Annotated in this window: 16 protein-coding genes; 11 read left to right on the forward strand and 5 right to left on the reverse strand. The window is 42.5% G+C overall.

Annotation, left to right across the window (positions count from 1 at the left end; all coding sequences use genetic code 11):
• The first annotated feature begins 128 nt into the window (after positions 1 to 128).
• Both JNK13_10100 and JNK13_10105 read left to right on the forward strand, forming a co-directional pair.
• Positions 129 to 374, forward strand: a complete 246-nt coding sequence (locus JNK13_10100) for a DUF4160 domain-containing protein (protein MBL7663088.1) — start codon at positions 129 to 131, stop codon at positions 372 to 374.
• Positions 355 to 648, forward strand: a complete 294-nt coding sequence (locus tag JNK13_10105; GenBank protein ID MBL7663089.1) for a DUF2442 domain-containing protein — start codon at positions 355 to 357, stop codon at positions 646 to 648. The genes JNK13_10100 and JNK13_10105 overlap by 20 nt, the downstream gene beginning before the upstream one ends.
• A gap of 97 nt (positions 649 to 745) precedes the next feature.
• Here JNK13_10105 and JNK13_10110 read toward each other — a convergent pair whose 3' ends face one another.
• Positions 746 to 1,627 carry a hypothetical protein gene (locus JNK13_10110; GenBank protein ID MBL7663090.1) on the reverse strand — a complete coding sequence of 294 codons (882 nt, stop codon included), beginning with the start codon at positions 1,625 to 1,627 and terminating at the stop codon, positions 746 to 748.
• Between the two features lie 378 nt (positions 1,628 to 2,005).
• Positions 2,006 to 2,464, reverse strand: coding sequence for a hypothetical protein (locus JNK13_10115; GenBank protein MBL7663091.1), 459 nt, complete (start codon positions 2,462 to 2,464; stop codon positions 2,006 to 2,008).
• A 155-nt stretch (positions 2,465 to 2,619) separates the two neighbouring features.
• Here JNK13_10115 and recJ point away from each other — a divergent pair, with 155 nt between their 5' ends.
• From recJ to JNK13_10130, 3 genes are all read left to right on the forward strand, one after another.
• The gene (gene recJ / locus JNK13_10120) at positions 2,620 to 4,419 is read left to right on the forward strand and encodes a single-stranded-DNA-specific exonuclease RecJ (GenBank protein MBL7663092.1); all 1,800 of its coding nucleotides are present in this window, start codon (positions 2,620 to 2,622) and stop codon (positions 4,417 to 4,419) included.
• A 482-nt stretch (positions 4,420 to 4,901) separates the two neighbouring features.
• On the forward strand, positions 4,902 to 5,906 hold the full coding sequence (gene cpaB, locus JNK13_10125; GenBank protein ID MBL7663093.1) for a Flp pilus assembly protein CpaB: 1,005 nt from the start codon (positions 4,902 to 4,904) through the stop codon (positions 5,904 to 5,906).
• Between the two features lie 80 nt (positions 5,907 to 5,986).
• A complete protein-coding gene (locus JNK13_10130) occupies positions 5,987 to 6,814 on the forward strand; it encodes an inositol monophosphatase (protein ID MBL7663094.1) in 828 nt (275 codons plus the stop codon).
• Here the strand turns inward: JNK13_10130 and JNK13_10135 are convergent.
• Positions 6,807 to 7,622 (reverse strand): hypothetical protein, encoded by an 816-nt coding sequence (locus tag JNK13_10135; protein ID MBL7663095.1) that lies wholly within the window; start codon positions 7,620 to 7,622, stop codon positions 6,807 to 6,809. The genes JNK13_10130 and JNK13_10135 overlap by 8 nt on opposite strands.
• A gap of 154 nt (positions 7,623 to 7,776) precedes the next feature.
• Here JNK13_10135 and JNK13_10140 point away from each other — a divergent pair, with 154 nt between their 5' ends.
• The 6 genes from JNK13_10140 (at position 7,777) to JNK13_10165 (ending at position 12,719) form a co-directional block, all read left to right on the forward strand.
• The gene (locus JNK13_10140; protein ID MBL7663096.1) at positions 7,777 to 8,625 is read left to right on the forward strand and encodes a transporter substrate-binding domain-containing protein; all 849 of its coding nucleotides are present in this window, start codon (positions 7,777 to 7,779) and stop codon (positions 8,623 to 8,625) included.
• Between the two features lie 4 nt (positions 8,626 to 8,629).
• Positions 8,630 to 9,295, forward strand: coding sequence for an ABC transporter permease subunit (locus tag JNK13_10145; GenBank protein ID MBL7663097.1), 666 nt, complete (start codon positions 8,630 to 8,632; stop codon positions 9,293 to 9,295).
• 1 nt (position 9,296) lies between these two features.
• Positions 9,297 to 9,920: an amino acid ABC transporter ATP-binding protein gene (locus tag JNK13_10150; GenBank protein ID MBL7663098.1), complete on the forward strand. Its 624-nt coding sequence runs from the start codon at positions 9,297 to 9,299 to the stop codon at positions 9,918 to 9,920.
• 131 nt (positions 9,921 to 10,051) lie between these two features.
• Positions 10,052 to 10,804 carry a sulfite exporter TauE/SafE family protein gene (locus JNK13_10155; GenBank protein ID MBL7663099.1) on the forward strand — a complete coding sequence of 251 codons (753 nt, stop codon included), beginning with the start codon at positions 10,052 to 10,054 and terminating at the stop codon, positions 10,802 to 10,804.
• A 9-nt stretch (positions 10,805 to 10,813) separates the two neighbouring features.
• Complete coding sequence (locus JNK13_10160; GenBank protein MBL7663100.1) at positions 10,814 to 11,854, forward strand: ABC transporter substrate-binding protein; 1,041 nt, start codon at positions 10,814 to 10,816, stop codon at positions 11,852 to 11,854.
• 205 nt (positions 11,855 to 12,059) lie between these two features.
• Positions 12,060 to 12,719 (forward strand): metal-dependent hydrolase, encoded by a 660-nt coding sequence (locus JNK13_10165; GenBank protein ID MBL7663101.1) that lies wholly within the window; start codon positions 12,060 to 12,062, stop codon positions 12,717 to 12,719.
• A 297-nt stretch (positions 12,720 to 13,016) separates the two neighbouring features.
• Here JNK13_10165 and JNK13_10170 read toward each other — a convergent pair whose 3' ends face one another.
• Positions 13,017 to 14,981: a serine/threonine protein kinase gene (locus tag JNK13_10170; GenBank protein MBL7663102.1), complete on the reverse strand. Its 1,965-nt coding sequence runs from the start codon at positions 14,979 to 14,981 to the stop codon at positions 13,017 to 13,019.
• A 109-nt stretch (positions 14,982 to 15,090) separates the two neighbouring features.
• Positions 15,091 to 16,860, reverse strand: a complete 1,770-nt coding sequence (locus JNK13_10175) for a glycosyltransferase family 39 protein (GenBank protein ID MBL7663103.1) — start codon at positions 16,858 to 16,860, stop codon at positions 15,091 to 15,093.
• Positions 16,861 to 16,969 lie beyond the last annotated feature (109 nt).

Here is a 16,969-nt window from a genome sequence, read left to right on the forward strand (position 1 = left end):
AGTAAAGATAAATCTTTACTCAACATTACGGGGACTAAATCGGTGTTTTAGTCCCCGGGAGCGCCTTGTAAGCGCTCCTTAGAGTAATTCACTATTCGCGCAACATAGAATCGTGAATTACTCTAAATATGCCAGTCATCTTCTACCATAATGGAGTTAAATTCTTTTTCTTTTCGAATGAAGGCTCTCCGCTAGAATGCATACATGTCCACGTTAGAAAAGATGAAAAACTTGCGAAAATCTGGGTTGAGCCAGAATTACACTTAGAAAGTTCTTACGGATTCACATTAAAAGAAATAAAGGCTATAATGAATGTAGTAAAAATACGAAAAGCTGAAATTATCGAGGCCTGGAATGAGCACTTCGACTCTTAATCCAAAAGCACAAAAAGTAAACTTTGATTCACGTATGATGTGGGTTGAACTTAAAGACGGCCGGCAGATCGGAGTGCCGCTTACTTTTTTTCCGCGGCTTAAAAAAGCTTCTTTAGCGCAAAGAAAAAAATATAAAATTAGTGGAGGCGGCCTGGGTTTACACTGGGATGCTTTGGACGAAGATATTTCCGTAGCGGGTTTACTAGCTGGCAAAGTCGATCAAACCAATCGCAATCTCAAACGACGACGGTCTCAAATTAGGAAAGCTGCTTAATGCTTTAAAAGTTAAGCGGGGACGAGGGTGCTTCAAGAACCTTATTTCATGAACCTCTAGAACCTTCTTCCCCGCTATTAGCCATTGTGACCCGACTTTAGATCCTAAACTGCACACGTGAGATCTGGCGCAGTTCTTCAACTGAAGTTCCCAGATCTGCAAAGTCCAAGTCATAGACAGCAAGTGCATAGAGAATATCGCCAAAGTAGACTTGGTCCATCTGCGAGCAAAGACCGCCATTCTCTCTAAGCTGTTCAAGCGCTTCCATGGCGCTATTAATCGCAGCACTCTCAAACTCCTTACGTATAAACTCTTTGGACGCCTGCGGTGCTTGACCCCAGATAATCTCATAGAATTTAACGTTACCAAGAGCTTGCATTCGCCGCGACAAGTTGTCTTGATAGCGATTGGCATTTTCCTCCTCGCGCTTAGCTTGTCTGGCAAAGGCCATTTGAACAGCTTGGTTCTTAGTCTTAAACCCAGCCAGCAGTTCCTCCGCAGAGAAAACCACTCTTTCACGACCATAGTTGTAGACGCAGTACTCAACCCAAAATCTGTTTTCTGGATTTGCAAGCAGTGCGTTGATAACTTGACTCTTGAGTTTGTCATTTGCTGGAATGGGAAGTCCCCACACCGCATGGGCGTTAAGAATTGCGCCGAAACCTCGCTTTGAAATCGCAGAGCCCGATTTGAGTCGTGCTAGCAACACTTGAGCCTCGCGCACCTCAGTAGCCTTAAGTAGCTCCTGAATGCCGGGTTTAAGCTTTTCCAAAGTTGCATTCGGATCCTTTTCATCAAGCGCTCGCTCTAGAACTTCTCCAAAGTCTTCGCGAATTGAGATCGGAACCTGCCCTTCTGTCCGAATCTCAGAGGCAACAACCGCTGCACTTGGCGGCGGATTAAGATGGCGATAGATGTTGACCGAAGCAAGCCCGGTAACAAGACAAATGGCGACAAGCGCCCAACTATTCAATTTCATTAGTTCCTCTCCTGGCAGTTATGCCTAGTTGTCAGGCCTTGATAAAATGCCCTGGCAACTAGGCACAAAAAATGCGCCTCGGAGTAAAAAACCTTAAGAGCCCCTCGTCTACCCAGATGAAGGAGCTATTATAATTGTTAATTTCCTAACAATCTAGATATAGACAGTAGTTTAGAGCAATTTGCGATTCTATGTAGCGAATAGTGAGTTGCTCTAAAGAGCGCTTGCAAAGCGCTCTCGGAGACTAAAACACCGATTTAGTCTCCGTAATGTTGTGTAAAGATTCATCTTTACGCAGCCAGTATAATCAGAGCGTTTCTTCAAATATTCTGAAGAAAAAATGCCGAAATCGGGACGATCTCGGCATTTTTATTGAAATTACATACCAGTTGGAGTGGTAGTAGTCGTAGCTGTCTGCGTGGCAGTGTCAGCGGCAGTGGTATTTGCTGCGCCCGGAGCCGGTGTTGTTCCAGCTGCTGTTCCCTGCTTTGCAGCCTTAGCTGCTTTAGCTGCTTCAAGTTTTTGCTTAAACTCTGCCATGCGCGGATCGCTTGTATCCATAGTTTTTAACGCATCAACTTTTGCAGCAGTTGCAGGTGCTGCAGCCATTGCTTGATCTTTACATTTCATCTGTAACTTATTCATTTCATCAATCGCAGGCATGCCTTTAGTACAATCAACTTTTGCACCAGCATCCTTCAAATCTTGGGTGCAAGTAGGGTGCTTAGCTAATGCGTTCTTAGACATGTTGCAGGCTTTCTCCATGCTAGCAGTGTCTGCCAGGGAAATGTTTGCAGCAAAAACCATTCCAGCAGATAAGATGATAATTTTTTTCATAAATTGTTCCTCGAAATAATTAAACTTTCAAAAAGCGCCACCCTAAAGATAGGCTCGCTGAAGTATCCTGCTCCGATCATAAAACGTCAATACAATCCTTGAGCTGCAAGCACCTTGACTCGACAGCCGCAGTGCTATGATGTATCAATTTAGCGGTGAATTTAAGTATTGAAACCAACTCAGAAAAAAGCACTGAAAGTCAGGCCTACAAACGTCAAACGCGAATTATCCCACCAGTTGAATTTAACAAAATTCAGGCCTCAGAGTTGCTCCAAAACGAGTTGGGGGTTTCTAGGCTAGTCGCTGAACTATTAATTTGTCGTGGCTACGAAACTCCGCAAGCAGCAAAACACTATCTAGCCCCATCCTTAAAAGAACTCTTGCCCGATCCAAGTAATCTTAAAAATTCTACCAAGGCTGCAGAGTTAATTCTTCAGCACATCAAAGCTGGCAGTCAGATCACCGTTTATACTGATTTTGACGTTGATGGTATTACTGCTGGCGCACAACTTGCCCCAACACTCAACGCCTTAGCACGAAGCTTTGAGACCAATACAGTCATCACATTCTATACTCCAAATCGTTTCAGCGAGGGTTATGGTTTGTCCTTGGACGCAGTTGAGCGCATTGCTAAATCTGGCACAAACCTGCTGATTACATTGGATTGCGGAATCAGTAGCCACGCCGAATTAGCACGTGCCAAGACCTTAGGGCTTGCATCAATTGTGGTCGACCACCATCAATTTTCAACGCCCCCCCCGGCTGATGTGATCATCAACCCACTACAAACAGGCTGTGCTTTTGGCGATTATGGGCTTTGCGCTTCGGCTTTAACCTGGTTTCTAATTCTAGAATTGAAACGACAAGCTAGTGAATCACAAAAAAACTTACCTGACCCAAAAGAACTTTTAGATTTAGCAGCGCTAGGCACGATCTGCGACATGGTGCCCTTGACGAATGTCAACAGGCTGCTTGCTCAGCGTGGGCTTGAAGCCCTCACCAGCACCAAACGCACTGGGTTAATTGCACTCAAAAAAGTCAGTGGCTTCGCTGAGAAATCTCTGCGCTCGAGCCACGTACTCTTTGGCCTCGGGCCGAGAATTAATGCTAGTGGGCGCGTTGATGACGCACGCTTGATGTTTGAGCTCTTAACAACTGTCAGCGAAAGAAAGGCTCTGGAACTTTCCGAATACGCCGATCGTTGTAATCGCGAACGTAAACAACTTGAAGATTCCGTTAAAGAATTGTGCTTTGAGGAAATTTCAAAGCACCCAGAACTTTGCGAAAACCGCGGGTTTGCGCTTTACAATGAAAATTTCCATCAAGGTGTCAGCGGCATCGTTGCCCAAAGAATCGTGGAACAGTTTGGCATGCCTGCAGCTGTCATGGCTCCAAGTGAAGAACTTGACCGCGAAGGGAATAAAATCATCAAAGGCTCGGTGCGTGGCATTCCTGGTTTTCATGTAGCTGAAGCCTTGAGCAGTTTAAAAACCGTCTTAGATAAACACGGCGGACATACTCAAGCTGGGGGATTTAGTCTCACTCAAAAGATGCTGCCAGATTTTCAAGCACAGTTTAAGTTACTGTGCCGTAATGCCGTAACCGATGAAATGCTGATTAGAAAAAAGCATGCTGACGTTGTTGCAGTTTTTAAAGATATTACCTTTGATTTAATCAAAGAACTTTCTCAGCTTGAGCCCTTTGGCATCGGAAACCCTGAACCGTTATTCATGACAACAGATGTTGAGGTCGTAATGGTCCAAACAATCGGCAAGGGCCACTTAAAGCTTCAGCTCCGGCAGCAAGGTGTGACAATTCCTGCAGTAGCCTGGAAAATGCATGGCCACTCAGAGCTTTTTAAGGGGAATTTTATCTCTATCGCTTACAATCCTGAAATCGAAGATTATAAAGGATTCTCGAGTGTTAGGCTTAATATTCGAGAAATCTGGAAATAAAAATTTTAAAATTTCTCTATAATATCAAATATTTACCTGCAAAAGAGATTTCTCTCATCTTTATTCACTAGAATGTCGAATGTACGACTAGGACATAAATGATTATTTTCTTTAATAGACTTCTTTCGAGTTAGGATTTTAATAACAGATTAACATCTTGATATGATTGAATAAATAAGGAAAATTTTTAAAAATTTTCAATCTTTTATCGAAAGAAGTCTATTTTGTTTAATGATCCATTTTTCTTACAAAAAATGGATCATTAAACTTCTTTTGAATTAAAAATTCAAAAGAAGTTTAATTATTTTAGGTGATTAGCCAATAATATTAATGGACACAGACATTTATCACTAAGAAAGTCATAGAATAAGAATCATTTAGAAAGTTATAATCATCAAAAGAATAGACATGTTTATTAGTAGCCAATATGTGGCTTAGTTTGGAAGACTCAAATTCAAGGTGAGCAATTTTAGGTAAAGGTTATGTCAGAGCTTCCGGGAATAAATAGATTTAATAACAATCAAAACCGCGGTGTGGTGATGAGTGGCCGTTTCAATGGTCAACAGCAACACTCAGCACATTCAAGCATGCATGAAAGACTGCTTTACATCGGCGGCGGAATACTAATTTTCGCAATGGCTATTATCGTGGCTGTTGTAATTTACAGTTACAATGAAGTCGAAGCGCGACAAACATTAACTTCAAACTCAAGTGATCCTTCCGACGTTGCCTTTGGAACTATGGCTTTATTGTCTCCAGCTAAAATTATCCCAGCAGGTACAAAGCTCAACGATGTTCCATTGGTTCAAGTAAACTGGCCACGCACTGAAGTGCCTGAAGGGGCAGTGCGCGATGCTGCAGATATGCGGGATATGTATGCCAAAGTCGATCTTCAACCAAATCAACCAATTATCAAAAGTAGTTTATCTTCTGTGCCAATCATCGGCGGAGTAGCTGATATTATTCCACCAGGACATCGTGCCACGACAATCGAGGTAGATTCAACTTCGGGCGTAGAAGGTTGGGCGACTCCAGGCGCGCATGTTGACGTAATTGTCACATACCAAGACTCAACTGACGGTAAGAAAAAGAGTCAAATTGCTATCGAAGATGCAGTTGTTGTTTCTTATAATGGCCAAACTAAAGTTGGCGACACTAAGGAAGGGACAATTGGCAGATTGTCTCAGACCGCAACAGTCACCTTAGCTGTTCCGGTGATGGATGCAGTTAAGCTGCACACTGCTCGCGCGATGGGTAAAATTAGCTTGATTCTTAGAAATACGAGCGACGTCAGAAGTGTTGGCGATGCCCTAGTGACATCTACAGATTTATCAAAAGTACAACCCGACCCGAAGAAATCACTTGGCGACCCACAAGGCTTTGTCCGCTACAAAGATGGAAAAGGTGGAGAAATGCACATGGAGCTACGTGATAAAAAGTGGTGGGAACTTGCTAAGCCGACAGAACAACCTGCTCCCAGTGAATAAAAAGCATTAAGCTGGCATGCTCTAAATTGATCACTACTGCCTGCTATTCAAGTTATCCGAAAAAGTGTATTCAGGTCTGAGTGAATACTGCAGAACTCACACAAGCGCATCAAGCTGCAATTAGCCTTGCACGCGAAGTCGGGACACGACTTCGTGAGGTTCAACGTTCTAGTCAACAAATCGCACATCAATTTAAAGCTCATCAAGAAATAGTAACAGAGTTAGATCTCTGGGCTGACCAGTTGATCGTCGAACGAGTTCGACAGCTCTTCCCCAAGCATTTTGTGATTGGGGAAGAATCCTATCAAAAGACGTGTCAGGACTTAAATTCTACAATCGAACAAGTCTGTGCTGAAAAGGTTTGCTGGGTTGTCGACCCGATAGATGGCACAAGAAATTTCTATCGCCGCATTCCGCACTTTGGCGTTTCAATTGGAATTTTAGTGAACGGAGAACGCCAGCTTGGAGTTGTCTACGACCCAATGCGTGATGAAATTTTTACCGCGATCAAAGGTCAAGGTGCAAAGCTAAATGGAGTTCCCATTGCAGTTTCTGATATTGCAAAACTCGAGAAAGGGACGGTCGTTGGCTATAATGCTGCCCGGCACTTAAGCTCTAAGTGGGAGGAGTTTCATTCGCTGGGCCATAAAATGGTGCTCACTGAGACTGAAGAACGGCATTTTGGGTCTGCCGTGTTAGACCAGTGTTGGATTGCAGCAGGTAGACTTGATGCTAGTATTTTTTATCGTCTTTCGGCTTGGGATGTTGCTGCGGGGTCGCTGATTGTTGAAGAGGCGGGTGGTAAAGCTTGGAGTTTATCCAAACCACAAGCAAAAGCGTTTTCGATTTTCGATAAATCATTTGGCTTTGCTACACCGGCAATCTTTGAGGCTTGCTATGCTACTTAGCCGGCAGCGTTAAGTTCCATAAATATTCAAAAACTGAACCAAGATTTTCTGCTAAAACCTCATCGCGAATTACAGTCATCGCGTGTGGAGAAGTCCGAGTATGTAAAGTAATCACATAATATCCGACAACCCAGATTGTGGAGCTAAAAGAAATACCAGATGGCAGTGGGCGTAATTGGCGTTTATCGCCTGCATATTCCTTTGTCCTAGAGGCAATATCTTTATCTGCCTTTGTGGCATTAGAAAATAGTTTTACTCTATCGTACTGTGCATTCGGTGCATTCTTATAGCGCTTCCAATAATCTACTACCCATTCTCCATAACTTACCAAGTATGAATCATCTTGGAATCCAGTCCAAACTTTTCTGGTGCTGATTAATGCATTACGCCACATATCGATTTGATCATATAGGGCAGCCCGGACAGCTCGCTCTCCTTCGTAAATTTGAATTTTTGATTGACTAAGTGCATCTCGCCCAGAAGCCGTCTTAAGTGCTTCGGCAACTTCGCGAGCTATCGCCAATCCATGTTTCGCTTTTTCAAGTTTTTCTTCTGCTAAACGTACAATACTTTCCGAACTAGCAGGGATAAACCTTTGACCATGGGCTCGTTTCTCTGATCCTACAAGCCCAAGCTCCGAAAGCCTTTTAATAACTGAGTAGACTGTAGTGCGAGGTAATTGTGCATGTTTAGCAATGCGTGCCGCATCACCTCGGCCAAGCTCAAGCAAAGAAGAATAAACTCTTACGTCGGTTTCTTGGAGGCCGAGTCCTTCGGCAATTGATTGTAATGATTTTGAAAGTTCCATGTTTTAAAACCGTGCTGTTGTCTATCTATATCAACAATTAAAATCATAACAAATACAATATATTAAGTATAATTTTATTCTATAATTCGAGAGAGATAAACGACATTCCTGCATATTTCCGGTAATTTTCTTTTTCCTTAAGGAGTATCGAACAGTGAAATCTTTATTATTTTTTATAGTTGTTCTTAGTTTGATTGGCTGTGGCGATGGAAGTGCCAAACAGACTTCATCTCAGTTTCCACAAAGCCAAAGTACTTTTGACCGTATTGTTCTCACCAATGAAATCCGCTGCGGCTACTCACTATGGCCTCTTGCCTTTGATCGGGAACCTAATCGCGGAAATTTTTCTGGTGCTTTTTTTGAAATTACAGAAGAGATTGCCAAACGCTCTGGACTTAAAATTATCTGGGAAGAAGAGATTCCAATTGGGGATGCGGCACTAGCGTTAAATTCAAATAAAATCGATCTCTTTTGTAGCGGGATTTGGCCTTCTTCGATGCGGGCAAAGTTTATGACTTTTTCCAATGCGGCATTTTATAACGTTACAACTGCTTATGTCAGTGCCAATAGTCCTTATCGAACAGCCGATGATTTACTACAGAATGCCAATACACTTACGTTTGGCACAATTGATGGTGAAATGTCAGAAAGATTACAAGCTGCTTACTTTCCCACTAGTAAAACATTTTCATTATCTAAAGAATCTGATGGCCCAGCATTACTCTTAGCAATTGCAACCAACAAAGCTGACTTGACGATCACCGATCGTACAGTGGCCCATCTCTACGCACAGAAAAATCCAAACTCCATTCGTGAGATTGAATCTGCTCAGCCATTTGCAGTGTTTGGAGATATGTACGCGATGAGTAAGGGTGAGCAAAAACTAAAAGATTTCCTAGATGTCTCGATTGAAGATCTAAAAAACACTGGCTTTATTAATAAAGTCTTAACTAAGTACGATCCTTCAGGGAAATTGTTGGTTCCAGAAAAACCTGCATTCTAAACTTATGACACTGCTATCCATTTTAGTTGAATACCAAGAGGCATTTATCGATGGTCTAAAGACCACGCTGGCAATGGCTTTGATTACTTGGACCTCGGGTATTATCGGCGGAATCCTTGTCGGCTTTCTTGCCAGTTATTTTGAAAAAACTATCGGAAGTTGCTTACGGCTAATTGCCTTCATCCTTTCAGGCTTACCGGTTTTAGTGCCGCTCTTGGTGCTGCATTATCCAGCTCAGGCAAATGCGAACATTCGCGTCAATCCTTTCTACACGGCAAGCTTAGTCTTTAGTTTGGTTAATATTGTTGTCGTAGGAATTTGCACTTTTCAAGCGATTAAAGATTTTCCACGGCAATTTATTGCCGTCGCTAAAATTTCGGGATTAAGCCCTCTACAAATCTTTCGCTACATACAACTACCATTACTGCTGCGCTCATTAATTCCGACGTTATTGTTTATACAAGTTGCAGCTCTGCATCTGACAATTGTTGCCAGCTGGATTTCTGTGGATGATTTATTCCGCCAAGCCCAGCGCATTACCATGAAAACCTTTCACCCAATTGAAGTCTATAGTGTTGTCGGCGGATTCTTTTTGGTAATTTGTCTACCCTTAAATGCTTTTGCGCTAATTCTTCGCAATAAATATACACGCGAATTATCGGAGCGCTAAAATGATCTCCCTTAAGAACATCTCTAAAGCTTATGCTGAGCAAGTTGTGCTCAAGGATGTCTCCTTATCAATTGCTCCCGGTGCAATCACTGGGCTTGTGGGCCCCAGTGGTTCAGGAAAGACTTCTTTACTGCGTATTGCTGCCCTACTGGAAGAACCAGATAGTGGAACTGTAGCAACAAACCAAGAAAATTTAGAGCATCAATTGGGAATTGTTTTTCAACAACTTTTTCTTTGGCCACATTTGACTTTGCACGAAAATATGACGCTTGCTTCAAGGGTGCGTAAGATTGATTTCAATTCACGTTACCTAACACTATTAGAAAAACTAGATTTAGTTGGTGCGATTTATAAATATCCCCGCGAAGCCTCGCTAGGTCAAAAGCAACGCGCTGCTTTAATCAGAGCACTACTTACCAGTCCTAAATATTTATTCCTTGATGAGCCGACTTCAGCACTCGATAATCAGATGGCTACTCAAGTTTCAGAAATTATTTGTACGGAAGCAAAAAATGGTGTGGGGATTCTCCTGATTTCCCATCATCAAGAGTTGGTGCGAAATATTGCTGACGCCATACTGCATATTTCAGATGGTAGATTTAGCCCTTTAGGTCATGCACCATAATTGCCAGGGCGATCCTATGTCTGTTGAGGAAAATTTGATTATTCAAGAAAACTTTTGACAACAGGTTTAGAACTACAGATCTGAATGTTAAATTAGCGCTATTTTAAAGTGCCTAGTCTTGCTAGAATTGCATGGAAATGATCATTCAAGTTTTCTTCATTGGTTTTACCGCTGCATTATTGAGTTCAATTAGCGGAGGTGGGTCAGCGCTAGTGGCGACACCGCTCTTGATTATGCTGGGCTACCCACTACAACTTGTGATTGCATCAAATAATTTATCTGGTGCTTGCTGGACACCTTTTGCTGCAAGAAACTATTTAAAAACCTTAAAAATTGATTACACGCTTGTTTCTAGCTTAGTCATTTTAGGTATAGTCGGCAGTTGGCTTGGAGCTACGGTCGTAACAGGCTTCGATGAAGCTTTGCTAAAAATTATCGTCGGAACAATTATTTTTTGTCTGTCGATATTAGTCTACTTTAAAAAAGATTTTGGCCTAGAAGAAAAAAAGGCGACATTAAGTAAAACTCTCTGTAGTCTATTTGCTTTGCCCTTGGGGTTTTATGAGGGATTCTTTGGCTCGGGTAATGGGCTATTTACGTCTGCCGTACTCACTCGTTTTCAGGGTTTTAGTTTAATTCGCGCTCTAGGCACGTACTACATCATTGCCTTCTTTTGGTGTAGCATCGCGGCGGCAACATACATTTACAAGGGATTTTGGGATACAAATTTAATGCTGCCTGCGGCCTCAGGTTCAATCTTAGGTGCAAGTTTAGGATCTAAACTTGGCAAAAAATACGGCGCGCCATACGTGCGCAAATGCTTTGTGGCAGTAGGCTCAATACTCGGCCTTGAGCTATTGTTAAATGGATTTCAAAGCATGTAGACTGCTTGTATGAAATATTTTCTTTCGATCTTTCTTTTTGCTCTCCCTATATTTGCTACTGCCGATACTAAACTTAAAGTTGGCGTAGTCGCTCCCTTAAGTGGCCCAGCTGCCTCTGCCGGCGAGGCAATTCGTAATAGCATTACACTTGCTTCAAAAAATCTAGATCCGACAAAGAAAGTTAACTTTATTTTCGAAGACGACCAAATGCTTCCTAAGAACACGGTCACAGCTGTTAATAAATTAATTTTAAGCGATCAAGTGCATGCACTAATTGTCTTTGGAACGCCTACAGCTGCTGCTGTAAATTCAATTGCCGAACAGCAACAAATTCCGATGATAGCACTCTCGATTTTAGATACGATAGTTAACGATAAAAAATTTGTTGTTAAGCACTGGGTTCGTGCTGAAACAGAAAATCAATTAGTCGTCGGAACTGTGCGTAAGCGTAATTATCAGCGCGTTGCTGTTGTTAGTACAGTTAATGATGCAATGCTGAAGTTAAAAGATTTATTCCAAACTGCGCTACCAGAAATCGTGGTAGCAAATGAAGAATTAAATAAAGATGACATGGATTTTAAAACTGTGATTGCAAGGCTTCAAGCCAGCAAACCTGATGCAGTCTATGTCTTACTTTGGCCTCCGCAGCCAGGGTTATTTGTCAGACAATTACGTGAGGCTGGATATAAAGGAGAGGTTTTTGGCGCACACAATTTGGAAGATCTACGTGAAGTGAGTTCGAGTAATAATACCTTAGTTGGTTCTTGGTTTGTTACTGGTAATGACAAAAACGCTAAAGATTTTTATGCCAGTTACCAAAAGACTTATGGGGACTTGCCCGCTGCAGGTGGCGTCAACGCCTATGATGTCGCCTATATGTTAATCCGCGGTTCATCTGCCGAAAATTTAAATCATTACCTACATAACATTAATAATTTCACTGGCCTCTACGGCTCATACACCTCAAGCGGTGTAAACGACTTTACAATTCCTGCTGCAATTAAAGTTATCAAAAGTAACGGGTTTGAGTTGCAAGCAGAGCTTCCCTAGAGCGTTTCTTAAGGTTTCAACTTGAAAGAAGTTGGTACATAGCAACATTTTCGTTTAAAGTTCCAGTTTGGCGTTGGAGAGGAGGCGCGGAAATTTTTTATAATATTGCTTGCTGGTTATAAATTCGTTTTCTTTGGTCCTACCTTTCTTTTCCGTAAAAGAAAGGTAGGCAACGAAGTGTTCAACCCAAAATGGAACTTTAAACATGGCATCATATCAAAGTCATATAAATGTCAGCGCCATCACTGGACTGCTCTACGCGATCATTGGAGTAGTGCTCATTAAAGCTAGTGCTGAGTTGGCTCTGCTTGCGGCTGGATTGATTGTGGTGACTGGAATGCTTCCCGATATTGACGGCGGAGAAAAGAGCCCGGCTCATGAGTTTGGCTGTTTTCTTGGGGCACTTGTGCCTTTTATTTTATTTCAGTTTCATCCAGAAATTTTTAATGGCTCGGCAATTCGCTTAGCTTCGATCTTACTTGGCTCATATCTAATTAGCAGAATCTTTGTGGTCAGGATTCTTAAGGCATTCACGATCAGACGTGGGCTTTTTCACAGCGTCCCTGCAGCTTTGATTGCTACTGAATTGACATATTTGGTATTCTTTGACGCAAACCATCGGGAGCGACTTTATTTAGCCGTTGCTACGATGCTTGGCTTTATGTCGCATCTAATGCTCGATGCCACGTCCAATGTAGACTTAATTGGGAACGCTTTTGGCGGCGCAGAACCTAAGCCAAGAGCCTTAAAGTTCCGTGGAAACTCTAGTCTAGCAACGGTCGCTGTCTATGCAGTGCTGATCTTGTGCACTTATCTGGTCTTACAAGACCTCACAGTCGGCAATAAAATTGTTGCAAAAAATTAACTCAATCAAAGTCAAGCGCTTCAGGCCTCTACCCCCTTGCCCAAAGTTTTTTCGGTTAACGAAACTTTCGTCAACGGGTAAGTATTTATTTAGTCTAGTAAAATCAGCCTGCTCCCCCTCATTTGTTAACTATTTAAATTCCATCAGGCAACATTGAACTTAATTTGGCCAATAATACATAGGGCATTTAACTAGAGCGTTTCATTTTTTGGTGTAGCAATACCAGCTTAGTGCGATATGTTCCTGAAGCTCAAAGAGGTAAATTTCACAGACACTTATTTTGACACTCAGTCTAAATCACGAATTTGTAATATGATAGCGCTTCTTAGCCTCACCCGCGACAAGCGGAAGTAGTACGCCGATGACAAACAAAGAAAAAACTAATTTAGCTGCAGCTAGAAATGTTAAACTAATTGGGAAGGCATACATCGCGTCAATTGGCCCAAGCAAATATCCCTCAGGGACAGGCCATTGCATTAAATAAATAGTAAGCAGAATGATCGCCCAGGCAGAATAAACTAATTCGCGTTTAATAATTTCTTCCTGGGCAACTCGTCGCAAAACATAAAGAAATATGAGCGCATAAACACAACTTCCGATAATCCGTGGTAGCGAGTTCAGCAGTAGCGCATCACTTGGAGTTAAAACCATTCCTCCATTTAAAACTGTCGCCGAAAACTTAACGGTCTTCTCGCTAAAAGTTACAGTCTCGTGCAACCACTGGCCGGCAGCAAAAAACGCATTGGCGATAGAAAACGAATTAAGTGAACTGGCACGAATTGCCGGCCAAATTAAAATTCCAAAATAACCTGCAAAAATTCCAGATAACGAACCCAGGCTGACTAAAAATAATTTAGCAATCACTTGCAAATCGCGCGCTAGCGCTGCACAGACACTTAGCGGAAAAAGTGTGGCAAAGAGAAAGAGTAATCCTTTAACCGCGTACTGCCAAATGAACTGAACTGTACTACTCGACTGAACTGCAGCAAGACTACGTAAATTAATTTCCAAAAATGCGCTCTCATATCCGATAAAATACTGAGTTTTAAGAAATTTAGCTGCATACCAAAGAGTTAGTGCGAAGCAGAGGCTAACAGTTGTCACACTAAGCAGACGCTTGTTAATCGGGCTGAGTAGTGCAAAAACCAGCGGTTGCTTTTTAATTTTAGGCAAGGCAATGCGTCGCAAAGTCACATGCTTAATTTTAGAAGCCATTCCAATAATTTGGTTCTGGATTTGACCTTGATTTACTGTCCCAGCTTGAGTCTCGCGTGTAGTTTGCGTGGTTGCAAGTTTACTTGCCGCACGCTGCGAACGTTCCTCGAGAGATTCCAAGTATGCTGCCGCAATAGTCGTCGAAGCTGAAACTTCACCAGCAAGCGCCTGCAAACTAATGCGCGCCGAATCCCCGCCAACACGCTTAAGCATTTGGATAATTTCAACTGCCGAGCGTGGACGGTTGTACGCAGATTTTTCTAGCAATCTTAAGATCAGCAAATTCAGCCACTGTGGAATATTGCGATCAAAATCTCGCGGTGGTTTGGGTTTCTGATAGAGATGCTCTCGCATTACCGTTGCAGGAACTTCCGCATCAAACGGCAGTTCCTGCGTCACAAGTTCGTATAAAATAATTCCAAGACTATAAAGATCGACACTAGCGCTAAGCTTTTCCCCAAGCCAAACCTCCGGAGCCATGTAGGGGGCTGACCCGACAATCTCATTATGTGCCGTTAACTCCGAGGTTTCCGTGCGCGCAACCCCGAAATCAGTAATTTTCGCAGTTCCGTCCTCAAGGATTAAAATGTTCTCCGGCTTTAAGTCTCGATGTAAAATCCCTGCCTGATGAATCGACGCCAAGCCAGAACAAATTTGCATAATCAACGACACATAGGAGCTTGGTTGAATTAATTTTTTTTGAATGCACTCTAGTAAGGACTTTCCTGCGACAAACTCCATCGTAAAGTAAACAGCTTGCTTGTCTGCCCCAAAGTCAAAGGTGCGCACAACGTTAGGATGATTAACTTTGCGCATTAACTGCACTTCGCGCAGAAAGCGTTCTGAATACTTTTCATCAAAAGAGAGTTGCTGATGGAGGATTTTGATCGCTATCCGTTCACTCTTTAACGCCGTGTCTTCAGCTAAATAAACACAGCCCATACCACCAACACCCAGCAGCCGAATAATCTTATAGCGACTTGCCACCATCTCACCGGCAGAAAAACTTTGATTTGGCGCAGTGCCTTGTTTTTGAGTGGTATCCAAATGCTTATTCGCTACCTACATATCATTCTATTGATTAGACAAAAGTCTGAGCCTTTAGCGATCTTTTGGCAAATATTAATTACAATCAGCGGACAAAAACAGCTAAATTCTAGGAGGAAATGCCTGATGCTGACGGCCGTATTTCATAAATTCTAATCGTGGGATTATGAAACCCATAGCTATAGCGTGGCTTTGAGAAAACCTTCACGGGCTGAAGATTCTTAAATACCCAACCGTATAGCTTGCCAAGCCCAGAGTGCTTTTCTGGATTCTTCACAAAGCGATCATAAAAAAAACTAGATACGACTAGATATTTCGCACCGGTATCCTGCAAAGCTGTTGCGGTCGGTAAAATAGAAAAGCGCGAATCGCCCAATGCTGAAATTACAGGATAATTTTTGCGACGAATCGGCGGAGCATAAACATTAGCATCAACAAGAATCAAGGTCTGTTTGGCGATATTTGTTTCGATCCAATGTTTGGCTTGAATGCGCGTGTCTTCGAGAATCGAAAATGTATGTGGAACTGAATAAAGTGCTGCAGAGCCGACAAAAAGTGTAACCAGTATTAACTTCAGCCTGGGATACTGCTGCTGCAACAAGTTTGATAAGTTTGTAATCACAACCGCCCCAGCTAAGGCTAAAAAAGGTAAGCATGGAAGAATATAGCGGTCGGGCTGAGGCTCGGGTTTTGCGCGTACCCACTCCGCGGGAAGATAAAATAATAAAATTGCAGTGATCACAATTAAATCCTGAAAATTTCTGCGCTTCAGTAGGAATCCACAGCCAAGTAAAGCAATGCTCATCGTCAAGGGAGTCATTCCCTGAAAAATGCTGCGTTGTAGGTGATACATCCAAAACCAGTCGCCTGGTAAAATCGCACCATTATGTCCTCGTGTCATATGGCGTTGTTCTGCGCCAAAGCCCTGAAGAAAACCCTCAAAATCTAGTAAGGCATAAGGTGTAATTAATAAAAACCCTAGTGCCACCGTGCCACAGGCAACACTACCTATTAACAAATTCACAGTTGCAAAATGTTGCGTAAAAATCGCATAATTCCCTGCACGGAGTGCTTGATAAATAAGCCCAGCAAGGGGAATCACTATGAATAAGGCGCTCAGCACTCCTGTATATTTTGCTGACATTGCAAAACCAGCAAATAAACACCCCAGCAGATAAATTGCAGTATTTTTCCTACGCTGCCCTATGAGAATTGTCAGCAAGCTAAGTAAGATAAAAAACACAAGACTTGCATCTTCTTTAACGTAGCGACTACAGACGACATGCAGGGGCAGCACTGCAAGTAAACTTGCGGCGAGCAGTCCAATCTGCGCACTAAAAAGCTCCTTGCCCAAGAAAAAAAGTAAAGCAACAGATAAGCTCCCCAAAACGCAGCTAAGCAGGCGACCAAGATAGCGTAATTTTACCGGAGCCCCTTCTTTGCCCAGCCTTTGGCCGGTTATGCTTTTGTAGGCCTCACCTAAGAAGGTCATGCCGTAAAGCGTAAAGCTCGGATGCAAGAAGTAGTGCGGGTTGTAGTCTTGAGACCGGATCATACGCTGCGCGATGCGAACTTTGCGACCCTCATCAGGGTGCAGTCCACTTGGCAATCCAAAATTTAAACCTGTTAAGCGTAGCGCAAATGAAAAAATTACAAGTACTAAAACAATTTTCCATTGCTGCCTAGCAAGCCACGTTGGCGTAGCGCTATCTGCAATGTTTGATTGTGGAATACGCATCCCCAGCCACAAAAAAATCGCTAAAAAAACTAGCCAACCAAAATGTGGAGGTCCAATTATAAGCGATAAAACTTGACAAGTGATTAATGTGACGGCTTCAGCCAGTAGTCTGAGGTGTTTTTTTTCAGTCAAACTTTTCATGCACTGTAAGTATGTCGAGATGGGGAGGCATTAAAACCAAAATTCGACAAGCGGCTGTGAGTGCCAAGACTATTAACTTAAACTAACTTGGCACTCCGCAGATAAAACC

The sequence above is a fragment of the bacterium genome, assembly GCA_016786595.1.
Taxonomy (GTDB): domain Bacteria; phylum Bdellovibrionota_C; class UBA2361; order SZUA-149; family JAEUWB01; genus JAEUWB01.